Consider the following 17,087-nt stretch of genomic DNA (forward strand, 5'->3'; position numbering starts at 1 on the left):
GCGCCTTTGCGGACCCGGAGTGCTGCACGTTGAACAAGGAGATACTATGCCCCCGGTATTGAACCGCCGCGACCTTTTCCGCGGTGCCGCATTGACCGGCGGTGGTCTGGCATTGTCGGCCTGGATGCCAGCATGGGCTCAGCCCGTTTCGGCCGGGATCGTGAAGCCGCTCCCGATCGTCACCGGGAACGATATCACGCTCAAAATCGCCCATCAGATGATGATGATCGATGGCCGGGCAAGCCATGCCATTGGCATCAACGGCACGGTGCCGGCACCCCTCATCCGGCTGCGCCAGGGCCAGACGGCGCGCCTTTCGGTGATCAACGATCTCGACGAAGACAGCTCGATCCACTGGCATGGCTTACTCGTACCATTCCAGTTTGATGGCGTGCCCGGGATCAGCTTTCCCGGCATCAAGCCCAAGTCGACCTTCGTCTATGAGTTCCCGATCGTGCAGGCGGGGACCTACTGGTATCATAGCCATTCGGGGCTGCAGGAGCAGATGGGCCATTATGGGCCGATCGTCATCGATCCGGAAGGCGAGGACCCGATCCGCTCGGATCGCGAGCATGTCGTCGTGCTTTCCGACCATAGCCAGATGCACCCCCACGCGATCTTCCGGAAGCTCAAGCAGGTCGGCGGAGGCTATTTCAACTATCAGCGCCAAACGCTGGCCGGCCTGCTGGCCAAGGAAGACCAACCACTCAAGGAACGTCTTGACTGGGGCAACATGCGGATGGACCCGACCGACGTCTCCGACGTCACGGGTTCGACCTATACATACCTCGTGAACGGGCATGGGCCCCAGGATAATTGGACCGCGCTTTTCCGACCGGGCGAGCGGGTCCGACTGCGCTTCGTCAATGCCTCCGCCATGACGACATTCAATGTCCGAATTCCGGGACTCAAGCTCACCGTGGTTCAGGCTGACGGGCTCAACGTCAGGCCCGTCGAGGTTGACGAATTCCAGATCGCGGTGGCCGAGACTTACGACGTCATCGTCACACCGACTGATGATCGCGCCTATACGCTGGTCGGCGAATCCGTCGATCGGTCGGGCATGGCCCGCGCAACCTTGGCTCCGCGCGAAGGCATGGCAGCTGAAGTACCTCCGCTCCGCAAACGTCCCCTCGCTAATATGAAAGACATGGGCATGGGGGACATGGATATGGGTGGCATGCAAGGCATGGACCACTCAGCGATGGGACATGACATGTCGGCAAGCGGGGCCGCCGCGGGCGGTATGGCTGGAATGAACATGGAATCCGGGGCCTCGATGCCCGCAATGGACAAGCCGGCCGATGGTTCGATGGCGAACATGCCTGGAATGGGTGCGCCTGCCGGCGACGCGATGGGCGGCATGGCGATGGGCGGAATGGGCGGCATGAATATGCGCGACGCCAGCAAAGCCCCGCAGGTCAAGATGGGGCCTGGCGTGCAGACGATCTCTCCTATGCCGATGGATCGCACGGGAGAGCCCGGACAGGGCCTTGACGATGTCGGGCACCGTGTTCTGGTCTATCGCGATCTCATGGCGGTCGACCGCAATCCCGACGTGCGGGCACCCGACCGCGCAATGGAGATTCATCTGACCGGAAACATGGAACGCTATATGTGGTCGTTCGACGGCGTGAAGCTGAGCGACAAGCGGGAGCCGATTCCGTTTCTCGAAAATGAACGGGTGCGTGTCACGCTGGTGAACGACACGATGATGTCGCACCCGATCCATCTTCACGGACATTTTTTCGAGCTGGTCACGGGCCATGGCGAATATTCGCCGCGCAAGCACACGGTGAACGTCGCGCCGGGCGGCAAGGTGAGCTTCGATCTCACCGCCAACGCCGTCGGAGATTGGGCCTTCCACTGCCATATGCTCTACCACATGCACGCCGGGATGATGCGCGTCGTCTCTGTACGTCCCCGGGGAGAAGCCGCATGAAGTCGCTTCTTCTCCTGATCAGCGCCGCGCCGCTCGCTTTCGCAGTACCGGCGAGCGCGCAATCCATGCAGAATATGCAGGGCATGAACATGCCTGCAGCCAAGGCGCCCGCGAAGAAAAGGCCTGCAGCAAAGCCCGCTACGCCCGCCAAGCGCAAAACGTCGGCCAAGCCTGCTACCAGACCAACAGCCGCCAGGCGCGCGACACCGGCGGCGAAACCCAATGCCGCCGCCCACGACATGTCGGGAATGGGCACCATGCCCGGAATGGATATGTCGGCAACGACGGGAAGCAAGGCATCTCCGAAGGCCGATCCCCATGCCGGACATGACATGTCGAGCATGCCTGGCATGACAATGCCGGACATGGCGGGTGGCGCTATGAAACACGATATGCCCGGCATGAATATGCCTGCGGCTGGAAGTGGTCAGCCGATGGAGCATGACATGTCGTCGATGCCCGGGATGGCGATGGACGGGCAGATGGCGGGGCATGGGGCAGGGGGCACGAGCCTTGCACCGGGCAACGCGCCGGCACCATTGCCGCCGAGCGATCATTATGCGGATCGGATTTACCAGAACGGCGCGATGGCCGATTCCCGCGCTATGTTGCACAACGAACATGGCGGCAGCACATCCTCGATGATCCTGTTCAATCTGGCCGAATATCAGGTCCGAAATGGTCGCGATGGCTATCGGTGGGATGGCGAAGCGTGGTTCGGCAAGGATCTCGATCGGCTCGTCGTAAAGACCGAGGGCGAAGGGGCTTTTCGAGAAGGCGTCGATAGCGCCGAAGTTCAGGCACTCTACAGTCGCGCGCTAGATCCCTACTGGAATGTGCAGGCGGGCGTCCGCTACGATTTTAAGCCCAATCCCTCCCGCACCTACGCAACGATCGGCATTGAGGGCGTCGCGCCTTACTGGTTCGAAACGGAAGCAGCCGTGTTTCTGTCGAACAAGGGCGAGGTGCTGGGACGGATCGAGGGCTATTACGATCAGCGCCTCACGCAGCGCCTGATCCTTCAGCCCCGCGTCGAACTGAACCTATCGGCCCAGGATGTGCCCGAAACCCGGATCGGGTCGGGCCTCTCCAACGCGGAGCTGGGCCTGCGCCTGCGCTATGAGATTCGACGTGAGTTTGCGCCCTATATCGGCGTGTCCTACGATCGAAAATTCGGGCAGACCGCAGACTATGCCCGCGCCGATGGAAAAGGCGTCAAGGCGACGAGTTTCGTCATTGGCGTGCGGACCTGGTTCTGAGGAGCAACCGGCTTCGGCTCCACGTCGGGGCTAGCCGCGTCCACCGCTGGCTGGCTCTGATCATCGGTGTCCAGCTCTTGCTATGGTTTGCCAGCGGCCTGATCATGAGCTTGCTGCCGATCGACCGGGTTCGCGGTGAACGTCTCGTGGAGCGGGTATCGCCAGCGACGCTTGATCAAGCTCGTCCCCGTGCACCGCTGGATCTCGTGTTGCGCGAGGCGAACAAACCCGCGCGAGAGGTCCGATATCGTCTGCTGCTGGGACGCGAAGTCGCCGAGGTCGAGCTGTCCGATGGTGCGGTGGTGCTACAGGATGCCGAGACTGGAAAGCGCATCCCTCCTCTAAATGCTGCAATGGCGCGAGCAGTCGCGGTCCAAGCCTATCGCGGCGTGGCGCCGACGCCGAGCGTACGCGCCATTTTGACCGCCAGCACCGAATATAAGGCGACGCTGCCGGCATGGCGGGTCGATTTCCCGGACCACGACGCGACCCGTATTTATGTTGCGCAAAACAGCGGTCGAATCGTTGCCGTCAGGAATGGCACATGGCGTCTCTACGACTTCTTCTGGGGCCTCCACATCATGGACTGGAAGAACCATGAGGATTTCAACACACCTTGGCTGATTGGATTCGCCGCTGGGGGGCTGGCGCTGGCGATCGCTGGTTCGGTCCTTTTGTATTTCCGCTGGCCGCGAAAACGTCGCCGCAAGAACCGAACGAGCATGGGGAATTCTGGGGCGGGGGCCAAAGGAGACGACCAATGATGAAGAATGCTTATGCGAGCCTCGCGCTGCAGACCCTGGTCGGCGGCATTATCATGTATTTGGTGATGTTCGTCATGATCGATAGCCTGGGGAGCTTCTACAATAATCTCAATATGGTCTACATGACACTGATGATGGTCGCGCCGATGGTGGTGCTGATGATCCTCGCAATGGGCCATATGTTCCCATCAAAGGCGGCCAATGCGGCCCTTCTGGTCGGCTCGGTCGTGATATTTGCTGGATCGTTTGCGCTGATCCGCACGCAAACGACGATCGGCGATACGGCATTCCTCCGTTCGATGATCCCGCACCATTCGGGGGCGATCCTCATGTGTCGCGAGGCGACCTTGAAGGACCCGGAGATCGTCCGTCTGTGCGGTGGTATCGAGCAATCCCAACGGCGCGAGATTGATGAGATGAAGGCTATTCTCGCCCGCAAGTAGGTTTCGCCATCCCATTCTCGAAAATTAGCGCAGGCTTGCGAGGGTAATGGCGCGCTCGCGCGTATTAACAATGCGGGGCGATGAGGAGAGAATTGTGAAGAAAATAATCGCCGTCATGATCTTCGGATTGTTGACCACACCCGCGATCGCGCAAATGCAGGGCATGGACCATTCGAAGATGGACATGGGCCAGATGACGAACCCTACGCCGGCCAACCCGTATCCGCCGGCCGAGATGGAGATGCATCAGAAGATGATGTCCGCCATGGGCGGCGACGCGACGGAAACCTGGGTTCGCAAGATGATCGAACATCATCGCGGCGCGATCGCGATGTCACGCATCGTCTTGCGCGACACAAAGGACGCGCAGGTTCGAACGATGGCGACCAAGGCGATTACCGAGCAGACTCGGGAAGTGGGCGAGCTGCAGGGCTGGCTAAGAGCTCACCACAAGCGTGCGCAGTAGAGACTTTCCCCCGCCCAAGGGCGGAGGATAACGGAAGGTGTATATGCCACTGAAACTCGTTCTTGCTGCGTTCGCCGCGTCTGTCTCGGTCGCCAGTGCCGCGGCTGTACCTATCACAGTCCATCGCGATCCAGGATGTGGTTGCTGCGAGAAATGGGCCGCCCAGGTCCGCCAGCAATTCGGCCGGCGCGTGGCCATAATCGATGATCAGCAGCGATCTGCCTTTCAGCGCACGCACGGCGTGCCCGCTCGGCTGTCATCGTGTCATACAGCGATCGTCGACGGCATGGTTTTCGAGGGACACGTCCCTATCGCGGACATGAAGCGCGTTCTCGCGCAGCGTCCTCGTGGTGTGCGTGGTCTTGCCGTAACGGGCATGCCTCTCGGATCACCAGGCATGGAAGCCCCCGGGCAGCCGGTTCAGGCGTTCAATGTCTTCGCCTTTGGTGCAGGAAGCGAAACTATCTACGCGCGGCACGGCGGATGAGCATGGCGTTGCTCTTGGATCAAGATTGGCGTAGTTGATTACAGCTGTGAAACGTGCGCTTCCCCTCTTTCTCCTGCTCGGAGCCCTGCTCGGTCTGCTCGGCCAGGAAGCCGCCTTTGCGTCAGCACCGCCTGTAGTGTCCGTATCGATGGCGATGACCGGGACGGCCGATTCCGGCATGTCCGAAGACTGCATGAAGATGATGACGCAGCAACAGCAGCCCGCGCAGAAACCCTGCAAGGGCATGACGCTCGCCTGCATCGCCGCGATGGGCTGTGTCATTCCCATGGCGGTTCGCAATGACGCACCGACGCTTGCGGTGCGCGCGGCCGATCCGACCCTGGCCTTCTGGTCGACCACCACCGTCCTGCGCGGCGGTGACGTTGCTCCCGAACCGGAACCGCCGACTCTCCTTGGCTGATCGAACTCGGCCGTAAGGCTGGAAGGGTCGTTGCGCCTGTCGCGGATCGACCTCCTGTCCAACCTGCGGCTACCCCGATGATTTGCCAAAGGATGATAGTCATGAAGAACCGTGTTTTCTATGCGCTGCTGGGCGTAGCCCTTGCCGCACCCGTCGCCGCATTCGCCGGCCAACCGGACCACAGCCAACAGTCCGGCCATTATGAGTGGAAGTCAGTCCCGCAATATGGACCGCGTGCGCCGCTCCAGGGACAGCGGCGCGTCTGGGTGCCTGATACCACGCAAGTGGCGGCGTGCGACTGCGACATGATGAAGATGAGCAGCGCCGACGCTGCTGATTGCATGAAGCAGATGCACAGCATGGCATCGCCTTCGTCGGCCCCGTCGGTCGGTTAGGCAAAAGTTCTGGCCGCTTCAGGTCGCATAGACGGCTAGGCCAGCAGTGGCGGCGGAATGCCCCCCATTCCGCCGCCACTGATATGCCTGTCATAGTGTGCGCGGCCGATCCGGTCCTCCGATCAGGAGTTTTCCATGCGATTGTTTGTTTGTGCGCCGCTGCTCGCGGCGATCCCCGGGATTGCGTTCGCCGGTCCGCTGACCTTCGATGCGGCGCTTCGCCAGGCTAAGCACGATGCTCCCTCCATTCGAGCGAAGACACTTGGCACTGATGCCGCGCGTTCGGCGCGTGGGGCCGCGGGAACGCTGCCCGATCCCACCCTCGCAGTGGGCGTAGACAGCTTCCCGATATCAGGACCGCTCGCGTTCGAGCCGCAGCGGGACAATTTTACCATGGCGCGGGTCGGGGTCAGTCAGGACATTCCCAACCTCGCTAAGCGCCATGCGCTACAGGCGCGCGCCGATAGCGACATCAAGGCGGCTGAGGCCGATACCGCGGTTGAGGCGCGCACCGTTGAGGTCGGAACGGCCTTGGCTTGGATCAATCTGGCCTATGCCGAACGCAGGCTTGCCGCGCTCGACGAGGTGCTGTCCCGGCTTGAGCGCGTGGTAGGGACCACGACAAGCGCGGTCGCTTCGGGCAATGCGCGGCCGGCGCAGACTCTTGCCGGTCAACAGGCAGTCGCGGCGATGCAGGATCGCCGCAGCGAACTGGTCTCGAGCGTGGCGCGGGCCCGCGCTACACTGACCCGGTGGACCGGCGATCCGGCGCCTGAGATTGCCGGGCCAATCCCCGAATTCCCGGTCGATGGGACCGAGCTTCGTGCTGGCCTCGATCGCCATCCCACCATCCAGATGATCGATGCCCAGGCTGGGCAAGCCGATGCCGATGTAAGGGTGGCGGATGCCGGTCGGCGTTCTGACTTCGGCGTGAATGTCGCCTATCAGCGCCGCGATCCCCGTTTCGGCGATTATGTCTCTGCTGGCGTGACGGTCAGCCTGCCTTTCTTCACCCGCAATCGTCAGAACGCCGGAATCGCCGCTGCCCAGGCCAATGCCGGGCGCGTTCTGGCCGAACGCGAAGCGGCGCGCCGCGCTCTTGCTGCCGACCTCGATGCCGATATCGCCGACCATGTCATGCACCACGAACAATGGATGCGCGCGCAGGGCACGCTGCAGCCGCTCGCCGAGCAACGCGTGAGGCTGGAAACCGCAAGCTATGGTGCAGGACGCGCCAGTCTTGTCGATGTCGCAGACGCTTATGCCGCGCTTGCCGACGCCACCCTCACTGTCCTCGATCGCGAAGCGCTGGTCGCCGCTGACGGCGCCCGATTGACACTCACATACCGGAGCGAAAATCGATGAGCCTCGAGATATCACCGCGCGCCCGGCTGGGTCTTGCCGCCGCAGCGCTCGCCCTCGTCGCTGGTGGCGCAGGCTATGGCATCGCCCACCTCGGTGGGAGCGAAACCGCTCCTACGCAAACAGCCGATTCCGGTCGTAAGGTGCTTTACTGGTACGATCCCATGGTGCCGCAAGAGCACTACAACAATCCGGATACGCTTTCGTCGATGGGGATGAAGACCATCCCCAAATATGCCGATGAAGGCGGCGGCAACGCGCCGGGCATCCGCATCGATCCCGCTGCGTCCCAAACGCTGGGGCTGCGCGCGGTCGCCGTACGACGGGGACAACTGACCAGCAGCCTAACCGCCACCGGCACGATCGACTTCAACCAGCGCGATGTCGCGATCGTCCAGGCGCGCGCTGGCGGGTTCGTTCAAAGGGTCTATGCCCGGGCGCCCGGCGACATCATTGGCGCCGGTGCCCCACTCGCCGACCTGCTCGTTCCCGAATGGGGTGGCGCACAGGCCGAGTTCCTGGCGGTCCGCCGCACCGGGAGCGCGGCTTTGATACAGGCAGCGCGCCAGCGGCTCATACTGCTTGGCATGCCGTCTGGTACGGTCGCGTCGGTCGAGCGAACGGGTCGGCCGCACAATGTCATCACGATTTCCACGCCAACCGGCGGCGTTATCAAGACGTTAGATGTGCGGGCCGGCATGACGATGACGGCAGGACAGACGCTTGCCGAGGTCAACGGCCTTGGCACGGTCTGGCTCAATGCTGCCGTGCCCGAAGCCATCGCGGGACCGCTCAAGCCCGGACAAACCGTGCAGGCCACGCTTGCCGCATTCCCCGGCGAGACATTGTCGGGCCGTGTCTCGGCGATCCTGCCTACGACGCAGGCCGACAGCCGGACGCTCACCGTGCGGATCGAACTACCCAATCGTGGTGGTCGTCTGCGCCCGGGCATGTTCGCAACCGTGTCGTTCGGCGGCAGCGCACAGCCAGCATTGCTCGTACCCTCCGAGGCGCTGATCCGCACCGGCAAGCGGACCTTGGTGATGCTTGCGCTAGATAAGGGCCGCTACCGGCCGGCCGAGGTGCAAACCGGCAGGGAATCCGGGGACGACACCGAGATCCTCGCTGGGCTCTCCGAAGGCGAGAAGGTCATCGCTTCGGGCCAATTCCTGATCGACTCCGAGGCTAGTCTTTCCGGCGTGCAGGCACGGCCGATCGGTGGCGGTGTGCCGATGGCAGTTGGCAAACGCGCAGCTACGGCCGCGCTCTACGAGACCGTAGGCAAAATCGAGCAGCTTACCGCCAATTCGGTGACGCTGAGCCACGAGCCGGTGCCGGCGATTGGCTGGCCGGCGATGACGATGACCTTCCAGCTTCCCAATCCGAACGTCGCGCGGGGCCTGAAGACGGGCGATCGTGTCCGTTTCGGGTTCGATCAACCGCCGGCCGGACCGACCGTGCGGCGCATGGCGAAGGTGGCGGGGCAGTGATCGCCCATCTCATCCGCTGGTCGGTCAGGAACCGCTTCTTCGTCCTGATCGGTGTATTGGCCCTTATCGGCGTGGGTGTCTGGGCGGTGCGATCAACCGCGATCGACGCGCTACCGGACCTCTCCGACACGCAGGTCATCATCCGCACCAGCTATCCGGGACAGGCGCCGCAGATCGTCGAGAATCAGGTCACCTATCCGCTGACGACCACCATGCTGTCGGTGCCGGGTGCCAAGACGGTGCGGGGCTATTCCTTCTTCGGCGACAGCTTCGTCTATGTGATCTTCGAGGACGGCACCGACCTCTATTGGGCGCGCAGCCGCGTGCTCGAATATCTCAATCAGGTGCAGGGTCGGCTGCCGGCCAGCGCGCGCAGTGCGTTGGGGCCGGACGCGACCGGGGTCGGTTGGGTCTATGAATATGCCCTCGTCGACAGGACCGGCCGGCACGATCTGGCCCAGCTTCGCGGGTTTCAGGACTGGTTCCTGCGCTACGAGCTGAAAACCGTTCCCGGTGTTGCCGAGGTCGCCAGCATCGGCGGCATGGTCAAGCAGTACCAGGTGCTGCTCGATCCGGTGAAGCTCGCCGCTTACGGGATCACGCACCAGCAGGCCGTGCAGGCGATCCAACAGGCCAATCAGGAAGCGGGCGGCTCCGTGCTGGAGATGGCCGAGGCCGAATATATGGTCCGTGCCTCGGGCTATCTGAAGACGCTCGATGATTTCCGGGCCATTCCCCTGCGGACCGCAATGGGCGGTGTGCCCGTGCGGCTAGGCGATGTCGCCACGGTCCAGATTGGCCCCGAGATGCGGCGCGGAATCGCCGAGTTGAACGGCGAAGGCGAGGTCGCCGGCGGCGTCGTGATCCTGCGGTCGGGCAAGAATGCGCGCGAAACCATCGCCGCGGTCAAGGACAAGCTCGCCACCCTGAAGGCGAGCCTGCCGCCGGGCGTGGAGATCGTCACCACCTATGACCGCTCGCAGCTCATCGACCGTGCGGTCGATAACCTTACCCACAAGCTGATCGAGGAGTTCATCGTCGTCGCGATCGTCTGCGGCCTGTTCCTCTGGCATGTCCGTTCGGCACTGGTTGCGATCCTGACCCTGCCGATAGGCGTGCTGGCGGCATTCGTCGTCATGCGGTTCCAAGGGGTCAACGCCAACATCATGTCGCTGGGCGGCATCGCCATCGCGATCGGCGCGATGGTCGATGCGGCGGTCGTCATGATCGAGAACGCACACAAGAAGATTGAGCGCTGGGAACATGACCACCCGCAGCAGCATCTCGATAATCCGACACGCTGGACGGTGGTCACAGATGCCGCCGCCGAGGTCGGCCCAGCGCTGTTCTTCAGCCTTCTGATCATCACACTCTCGTTCATCCCCGTGTTCACACTGGAAGGACAGGAGGGCCGGCTTTTCGCGCCACTCGCCTTCACAAAGACCTATGCGATGGCATCGGCCGCGATCCTCTCGGTGACGCTGGTCCCCATCCTGATGGGGTATCTCATCCGGGGCCGCATACCCGCCGAGCAGTCCAACCCGATCAATCGATGGCTGACCCATATCTACCGGCCCGCCCTCGACTGGACGATGAAAAAGCCCAAGGCGGTGCTGCTGATTGCGGTTCTGGTCTTCGCAACGACGGCTTGGCCGCTCTCCCGGCTCGGCGGCGAGTTCATGCCGAATATGGACGAAGGCGACCTGCTCTATATGCCCTCGGCCTTGCCGGGACTGTCGGCGGCAAAGGCCTCGCAACTGCTCCAGCAGACCGACCGGCTGATCAAGACGGTGCCCGAGGTTGAGAGCGTGTTCGGCAAGGCGGGACGCGCCGAGACTGCCACCGATCCCGCGCCGCTCGAAATGTTCGAGACCACCATCCAGTTCAAGCCGCGTGACCAATGGCGGCCCGGTATGACCACGGACAAGCTCGTTGAAGAGCTGGACCGCACGGTGAAGCTACCCGGCCTCGCCAATGTGTGGGTGCCGCCGATCCGTAACCGCATCGACATGCTCGCGACCGGCATCAAGAGTCCGATCGGGGTCAAGGTCTCGGGCGCCGATCTCGCCCAGCTCGATCGCATCGCCCATGATGTCGAGACGGTGGCCAAGACGGTGCCCGGCGTCAGCTCGGCATTGGCCGAGCGCCTGACCGGCGGGCGCTATGTCGATGTCGATATCGATCGTTCCGCCGCCGCCCGTTTCGGGCTCAACATCGCCGATGTGCAGCAGATCGTATCGGGCGCGATCGGCGGCGAGACCATTGGCGAAACCGTCGAAGGGCTGGCGCGCTATCCAATCAGCGTGCGCTATCCACGTGAGCTGCGCGACAGCCTCGAAGGGCTGCGCACGCTTCCGGTCCTGACGCCTTCCGGTCAGCAGATCACGCTGGGCACCGTGGCGAAGGTTGCGATCGCCGAAGGGCCGCCGATGCTCAAGACCGAGAATGCCCGGCCATCGACCTGGGTCTATGTCGATGTACGCGGCCGCGATCTCGCTTCGGTGGTCGGTGACCTGCAACGCGCGGTGGCGAAGGAGGTGAAGCTCTCGCCGGGCGTGAGTATCGCCTACTCCGGTCAGTTCGAATATCTCCAGCGGGCTGTCGAAAAGCTCAAGCTGGTCGTGCCAGCGACGCTACTGATCATCTTCGTGCTGCTCTTCATGATTTTTGGCCGGTTCGATGAAGCCGCGCTGATCATGGGCACGCTCCCGTTCGCACTCACCGGCGGTATCTGGACGCTCTACCTCCTCGGCTTCAACCAGTCGGTGGCGACGGGCGTCGGGTTTATCGCGCTGGCCGGCGTGTCGGCCGAGTTCGGCGTGGTCATGTTGATCTACCTCAAGAACGCGCTGGAAGAGCGTGGCGACGATCCGGATGCCGATCAGCTCGAGGCGGCGGTGCGCGAAGGCGCGCTGCTCCGCGTCCGTCCCAAGGCGATGACGGTCGCGGTGATCCTCGCCGGCCTGTTGCCGATCCTGCTGGGATCGGGAGCCGGTTCGGAGGTGATGAGTCGGATTGCCGCCCCCATGATCGGCGGCATGCTCACCGCGCCACTGCTCTCGATGTTCGTCCTGCCCGCTGCCTATCTGTTGCTTCGGCTGCGACGGGCCAAATCCCTCCACCAACCTGTTTGACCTGCAAGGAGAAGACCATGACCATGATACGACTGACCATCGCTCTCGGCCTCACCGCCCTGACGGCTGCCTGTGGCAAGAAAGCGGAGACGCCCGTTGCGGCCGAGACCAACCAGGCGGCACCCGCTGCAGCCATGAGCGGCGACATGGGCAATATGGCGATGGCGCCGGCGGCGACTGCGCCGATCAAGGCCAAGGGCCATGGCAAGGTCACCGCGATCGACAAGACCGCAGGCACAGTCACGCTCGACCATGGCCCGATACCTGAAGCCAAATGGCCGGCGATGACCATGACGTTTAAGGCGGCACCTGCGGTCACTGGCGCGGCAAAGGTAGGCGAAAAGGTCGATTTCGACGTCACACTAACCGGCAGCGCCGGCGAGGTGACGGCGATCCAAAAGCAGCCCTGAGCCGGCGATCGCCTTGGCGCATTAGCGTGTAATTAACCTTGTTCCGTCACGCTTCGGCAATGGAACAATTGAGATCCCGCGCCAAAACGCAAGCACAACTCGACGTCCTATACATCGCGCGGTGGCAGTCATGATTGCCACCGCCTTTGGCTGCCTCGCTCTCTTGTGCGTCGTGAGTTGGCCATTTTTCAACGATTACGGGACGGTGATCAAAATCCAGAGCACCGGTGCGGCCGCATTCGCGCTCTATTTTCTTGCGCTGGGATCGCCCACGGCAGCGATGGCGTGTCTCATTTCGTGCTCGCAACTCATTATTTCTGCGGCTGTGCGAGACCGTTACGTTGTCATCAGGCTTTATGGTGCGAGCCTCATTCTTTTGGCCTTTCTCTCAATTGTGACGTGGCATGGCATCCCGTCTGCCTTGGCCTTGACCGGAAGCTCCTTGGGCACCCTCGCACGGCTGCAGACTTCAACCACGCGGATGAAAGGTTTCTTTCTTGTCGGTGCGCCATTCTGGCTTGCGCATAATCTGATAGTCGGTGCGCTCTTTGCGCTGGGTACGGATCTCGTCTCGCTCGTATCCAACATCGCGAATCTTTCGAAATTCCTGCTAAAGCAGCGGCGCGCCTCGGTGGGCGCTTCGGCGTCCGTCACATTGGTCACCACACAAGCTGCGCTTCTTGTCCGATCTGGACAGTCGAAGATCATCCGCCTCAAGCACCGGTGGATCGACCGTGACCTGCTTGTGAAAAATACCGTATAGGGAACATCCACGAGTCAGGTAGCATTCGTATGATGATCGCTCGCCAGTGAAGCCAAGCTCGGGTGCCGTACTGGCGATCCTGTCAGCACTATTGTTTGGCGCCAGTACACCGTTCGCGAAGCTCGTCCTTGGTAACGGTGTAGACGCTTGGCTGCTCGCCGGCCTGCTTTATCTCGGATCGGGTTGCGGGCTTGCTCTCGTATATGCGTTGCGCAGAGCGATCGGACGTGGCGAGGGGGAAGCATCGCTCGCCCGATCCGACATGCCCTGGCTGGCGCTCGTCATCCTGTGCGGAGGCGGGATCGCACCGGTCTTGCTGATGGCGGGACTGGCAACGACGCCTGCGTCCACCGCGTCGCTTCTGCTCAATCTGGAAGGTCTTGCGACCCTCGCCATCGCTTGGCTGGTGTTCCGCGAAAATGTCGATCACCGTCTGTTGGTCGGCGCTGCGGCGATCCTCGGCGGCGCGGTGTTGCTATCGTGGCGTGGCGCTCCCGCGGGCGGTGGCTTGGGCATGTTGGCGATCGCCGGCGCTTGCCTCGCCTGGGGTATCGACAATAATCTCACCCGAAAGCTCAGCAGCGCCGATCCCGTCCAGATCGCGATGCTGAAAGGGCTGGCCGCAGGGACCGTCAATCTCCTCCTGGCGCTGACGCTTGGCGCATCCTTGCCAGCGATTCCGGTGGTTGCGGGTGCCGCGCTGATCGGCTTTCTTGGGTACGGCGTCAGCCTCGTGATGTTCGTGCTCGCGCTTCGGCACCTCGGCACGGCTCGGTCGGGAGCCTATTTCTCGACGGCACCGTTCATCGGTGCGTTGCTCGCGGTCGCGATGTTCGGCGAAACGGTCTCCGTGCCTTTCGTCATCGCCGGGATCCTGATGGCGATCGGGCTCTGGCTGCACCTGACCGAATCGCATGGCCACGAACATGCGCACGAACCTCTCGAACATGATCATCGCCATGTTCATGATAGCCATCATCAGCACCAACATTCGCCGGGCGTCGTTTCAGACGAACCCCACAGTCACTGGCATAGGCATACGCCAATGACACATCGGCATGCCCATTTCCCCGACCTGCACCACCGGCATCGGCATGACGCATAACCTTGGGCACCGAACGGATGCGACCTCGACATTTCGCCATCGTCCTGCCTATAAAGCCTAAAGTCACTATAGGGTTATGCTCAATGTCATCAGGGTCGCTCAGCATCGGCAAGCTTGCTGCCGCAACAGGGACGAAGGTCGAGACGATCCGCTATTACGAGAGTGCCGGTCTGCTGGCGGCGCCTGACCGCACCAAGAACAATTATCGCGCCTATTCGCCGCAACATCTCGCGCGTCTCAGCTTCATCCGGCGCGCCCGGGCGTTGGGGTTTTCGCTCGATCAGGTCCAGGCGCTGCTCGGTCTCGCCGATCAGAAGGAGATATCCTGCTCGGCGGTGGATCTGATCGCTCGAGAACATCTCGCCGAGATCGATCGCAAACTGAAGGATCTGGCAACGCTGCGTTCGGAGCTCAGCAGCCTCATCGTCCAATGCGGCCATGGCACGATTTCGGAATGCCGTATCATCGAGACGTTGGCACCGGAGGCGGCTCGCGCGGGATAAGCAAACACCTTCGTCGGCTATTGCAACTAAGTCGCAAAACTGCTTGACCCTCTAGCGGCTAGAGGGTTTATGAGGCTGGGATGTCCCGCCCAGACCTTCGCGAATCTTTCGATTCCAGCCCTGCCTTTACGCGCTTGCCAATGCCATCGATCCGGCGGGCCATGGCCGTACTGGCGGCACTCCTATGCATGGTCGGCATCAGCGGCATAGCCCGCGCCGATACCGCCGACGTGCAGACGGCGTGGCGGCTGCTCGACTATGTGGCGGTCGATTATGGTGGCGCCGTCAGCGGCGGTCGGGTCAAGAGCGCCTCGGAATTTGCCGAGATGACCGAATTCGCGGCTTCGGTATCGACCCGTCTCGCCGCTCTGCCACCCACGCCGGCGCGCGCTACTCTGACCGCGGGCGCGAGCCGGCTCCAGGGCGTGATCGCCGCCAAGGGCACGCCCGAAGAGGTCGCCCGCATTGCCCATGGCCTCGCTGCCGATCTGCTCAAGGCCTATCCGGTGCCCCTCGCGCCAGCCAAGGCGCCCGACCTGGCCCGCGGCGCGACCCTGTTCGCGCAGAATTGCGCGAGCTGCCATGGCATGACCGGGGATGGGCATGGCCCCGACGCCTCGAAGCTCACCACCCCGCCGATCGCCTTCAGCGACGTGAAGCGCGCACGGCAGCGCAGCCCCTTCGCGCTCTATCAGGTCATCGAGCAGGGTATCGACGGCACAGCGATGCAAAGTTTCGCGATCCTCCCGAGCGCCGATCGCTGGGCGCTGGCCTTCTATGCCGGTCGCTTCGCTTTTTCCGATGCCCAGGCGGCTGAGGGTGAGCGGTTATGGAAATCCGACGCCAGTCTCCGGCGCGCCATTCCCGATCTGACGGCGCTGGCCGGATTGACGCCGGAAACACTCGCAAAGGCCGTTGGTCCTGACAAGGCCGACGTGGCGATCGCCTATCTGCGCCGCCATCCGGAGGTGGTGATCCCGAAGCCCGCAGGCTCGCTGAGCGTCGCGCGCGACAAGCTGCAGCGCAGCCTTGCCGCCTATCGCAGCGGCGATCGCCACGCCGCGCAGGAACTCGCGCTGTCCGCGTATCTCGACGGGTTCGAACCGCTCGAGCCGATGCTGACCGCGCGTGACGCAACGCTCATGGGGCATATCGAAAGCGCCATGGGCGAATTCCGCGCCTCGCTTCAGCAAGGTCGGCCCGCTGACGAGATAGCCACCCGTATCCAGGTGCTCGATGGCTTGTTCGATGACGCCGATGCAGCCTTGTCCCCGGACGCGGCGAGCAGCGCATCGACCTTTCTGGGCGCGTTCACCATCCTGCTTCGCGAGGGGCTCGAAGCCCTGCTGATCGTCGTTGCGATGATCGCCTTCCTGCGCAAGGCCGAGCGACCCGAGGTGCTGCCCTATGTCCATGGCGGCTGGATCGGCGCGCTGGCGGCGGGCGGCCTGACCTGGGCGGTTGCAACCTATGCGATCGGGATCAGCGGCGCGAGCCGAGAGCTCACCGAAGGGTTTGGATCGCTGTTCGCGGCCGTCGTCCTGCTCTCCGTGGGGATATGGATGCACGGCAAGGCGCAGGCGGACCAATGGCAGCGCTACATCCGCGAAAAGTTGTCGCGCGCGCTGTCACGGCAATCGGCCTGGTTCCTGTTCGGCCTGGCCTTCATCGTCGTCTATCGCGAGGTGTTCGAGACCATCCTGTTTTATGCCGCGCTCTGGACCCAGGGTAATGGCGGTATCATGCTGGCCGGCGCCGGCTCGGCGGTCCTGCTGCTCGGCCTCATTGCCTGGGCGATGCTGCGCTACAGTCGCGACCTGCCGATTGCGAAGTTCTTCGCCTATAGCGCCTGGCTGATGGCGCTCCTCACGATCGTGCTCGCCGGCAAGGGTGTGTCCGCGCTGCAGGAAGCCGGCATCATCGACATCGCCCCGCTCTCGGGCGGAATTCGCGTCTCGGTGCTCGGCATCTTCCCGACCGTGCAGTCGATGGGCGCCCAGTTGCTGATGCTCGTCGCGGTGGCCGGCGGGTTCATTCTCAACCGGCGCCGTGCCGTCGTGGCATCCACCTGATGAAGAGCAGAGCAGGAAGCGATATTCGTCTTGACCCTCTAGTAGCTAGAGGGTGCATAAGGCTTCTCATG

Annotated in this window: 16 protein-coding genes; all 16 read left to right on the forward strand. The window is 62.9% G+C overall.

Features of this window, described 5'->3' with window-relative positions; genetic code table 11:
* Positions 1-46 precede the first annotated feature (46 nt).
* A complete protein-coding gene (locus WG908_RS14445) occupies positions 47-1,942 on the forward strand; it encodes a copper resistance system multicopper oxidase (protein ID WP_179563617.1) in 1,896 nt (631 codons plus the stop codon).
* Entirely contained in the window at positions 1,939-3,201 is a 1,263-nt protein-coding gene (locus tag WG908_RS14450; protein ID WP_179563616.1) for a copper resistance protein B, read from the forward strand. The genes WG908_RS14445 and WG908_RS14450 overlap by 4 nt, the downstream gene beginning before the upstream one ends.
* Complete coding sequence (locus WG908_RS14455; RefSeq protein WP_340187295.1) at positions 3,198-3,965, forward strand: PepSY domain-containing protein; 768 nt, start codon at positions 3,198-3,200, stop codon at positions 3,963-3,965. The genes WG908_RS14450 and WG908_RS14455 overlap by 4 nt, the downstream gene beginning before the upstream one ends.
* Positions 3,962-4,408 (forward strand): DUF305 domain-containing protein, encoded by a 447-nt coding sequence (locus WG908_RS14460; RefSeq protein WP_179563615.1) that lies wholly within the window; start codon positions 3,962-3,964, stop codon positions 4,406-4,408. The genes WG908_RS14455 and WG908_RS14460 overlap by 4 nt, the downstream gene beginning before the upstream one ends.
* A 94-nt stretch (positions 4,409-4,502) precedes the next feature.
* Positions 4,503-4,874 carry a DUF305 domain-containing protein gene (locus WG908_RS14465; RefSeq protein WP_522012760.1) on the forward strand — a complete coding sequence of 124 codons (372 nt, stop codon included), beginning with the start codon at positions 4,503-4,505 and terminating at the stop codon, positions 4,872-4,874.
* Positions 4,875-4,917: 43 nt separating this feature from the next.
* Complete coding sequence (locus WG908_RS14470) at positions 4,918-5,361, forward strand: DUF411 domain-containing protein (RefSeq protein ID WP_179563614.1); 444 nt, start codon at positions 4,918-4,920, stop codon at positions 5,359-5,361.
* Positions 5,362-5,407: 46 nt separating this feature from the next.
* Positions 5,408-5,782 (forward strand): hypothetical protein, encoded by a 375-nt coding sequence (locus WG908_RS14475; RefSeq protein ID WP_149524030.1) that lies wholly within the window; start codon positions 5,408-5,410, stop codon positions 5,780-5,782.
* A gap of 101 nt (positions 5,783-5,883) precedes the next feature.
* A complete protein-coding gene (locus WG908_RS14480) occupies positions 5,884-6,177 on the forward strand; it encodes a hypothetical protein (protein WP_149524029.1) in 294 nt (97 codons plus the stop codon).
* Positions 6,178-6,312: 135 nt separating this feature from the next.
* Entirely contained in the window at positions 6,313-7,542 is a 1,230-nt protein-coding gene (locus tag WG908_RS14485) for a TolC family protein (RefSeq protein ID WP_261937553.1), read from the forward strand.
* The gene (locus WG908_RS14490) at positions 7,539-9,029 is read left to right on the forward strand and encodes an efflux RND transporter periplasmic adaptor subunit (RefSeq protein ID WP_179563609.1); all 1,491 of its coding nucleotides are present in this window, start codon (positions 7,539-7,541) and stop codon (positions 9,027-9,029) included. The genes WG908_RS14485 and WG908_RS14490 overlap by 4 nt, the downstream gene beginning before the upstream one ends.
* Positions 9,026-12,163 carry an efflux RND transporter permease subunit gene (locus WG908_RS14495; protein WP_179563608.1) on the forward strand — a complete coding sequence of 1,046 codons (3,138 nt, stop codon included), beginning with the start codon at positions 9,026-9,028 and terminating at the stop codon, positions 12,161-12,163. Before WG908_RS14490 ends, WG908_RS14495 begins: the two co-directional genes overlap by 4 nt.
* Positions 12,164-12,180: 17 nt before the next feature.
* A complete protein-coding gene (locus WG908_RS14500) occupies positions 12,181-12,573 on the forward strand; it encodes a copper-binding protein (protein WP_179563607.1) in 393 nt (130 codons plus the stop codon).
* A gap of 130 nt (positions 12,574-12,703) precedes the next feature.
* Entirely contained in the window at positions 12,704-13,336 is a 633-nt protein-coding gene (locus WG908_RS14505) for a YgjV family protein (protein WP_179563606.1), read from the forward strand.
* A 46-nt stretch (positions 13,337-13,382) separates the two neighbouring features.
* Positions 13,383-14,441 (forward strand): DMT family transporter, encoded by a 1,059-nt coding sequence (locus WG908_RS14510; protein ID WP_179563605.1) that lies wholly within the window; start codon positions 13,383-13,385, stop codon positions 14,439-14,441.
* A gap of 83 nt (positions 14,442-14,524) precedes the next feature.
* Positions 14,525-14,944, forward strand: a complete 420-nt coding sequence (locus tag WG908_RS14515; protein ID WP_179563604.1) for a MerR family transcriptional regulator — start codon at positions 14,525-14,527, stop codon at positions 14,942-14,944.
* 140 nt (positions 14,945-15,084) lie between these two features.
* On the forward strand, positions 15,085-17,016 hold the full coding sequence (locus WG908_RS14520) for a cytochrome c/FTR1 family iron permease (protein ID WP_179563603.1): 1,932 nt from the start codon (positions 15,085-15,087) through the stop codon (positions 17,014-17,016).
* Positions 17,017-17,087 lie beyond the last annotated feature (71 nt).

Origin of the sequence: Sphingobium anseongense (assembly GCF_037725245.1) — a bacterium.
GTDB lineage: Bacteria > Pseudomonadota > Alphaproteobacteria > Sphingomonadales > Sphingomonadaceae > Sphingobium.

Excerpts from the sequence above, each read along its gene's own strand:
- WG908_RS14445 (WP_179563617.1), top strand. The coding sequence starts at position 47 with ATGCCCCCGGTATTGAACCGCCGCGACCTTTTCCGCGGTGCCGCATTG.
- WG908_RS14450 (WP_179563616.1), top strand. The coding sequence starts at position 1,939 with ATGAAGTCGCTTCTTCTCCTGATCAGCGCCGCGCCGCTCGCTTTCGCA.
- WG908_RS14460 (WP_179563615.1), top strand. The coding sequence starts at position 3,962 with ATGATGAAGAATGCTTATGCGAGCCTCGCGCTGCAGACCCTGGTCGGC.
- WG908_RS14470 (WP_179563614.1), top strand. The coding sequence starts at position 4,918 with ATGCCACTGAAACTCGTTCTTGCTGCGTTCGCCGCGTCTGTCTCGGTC.
- WG908_RS14480 (WP_149524029.1), top strand. The coding sequence starts at position 5,884 with ATGAAGAACCGTGTTTTCTATGCGCTGCTGGGCGTAGCCCTTGCCGCA.
- WG908_RS14485 (WP_261937553.1), top strand. The coding sequence starts at position 6,313 with ATGCGATTGTTTGTTTGTGCGCCGCTGCTCGCGGCGATCCCCGGGATT.
- WG908_RS14490 (WP_179563609.1), top strand. The coding sequence starts at position 7,539 with ATGAGCCTCGAGATATCACCGCGCGCCCGGCTGGGTCTTGCCGCCGCA.
- WG908_RS14500 (WP_179563607.1), top strand. The coding sequence starts at position 12,181 with ATGACCATGATACGACTGACCATCGCTCTCGGCCTCACCGCCCTGACG.
- WG908_RS14505 (WP_179563606.1), top strand. The coding sequence starts at position 12,704 with ATGATTGCCACCGCCTTTGGCTGCCTCGCTCTCTTGTGCGTCGTGAGT.
- WG908_RS14515 (WP_179563604.1), top strand. The coding sequence starts at position 14,525 with ATGTCATCAGGGTCGCTCAGCATCGGCAAGCTTGCTGCCGCAACAGGG.
- WG908_RS14520 (WP_179563603.1), top strand. The coding sequence starts at position 15,085 with ATGCCATCGATCCGGCGGGCCATGGCCGTACTGGCGGCACTCCTATGC.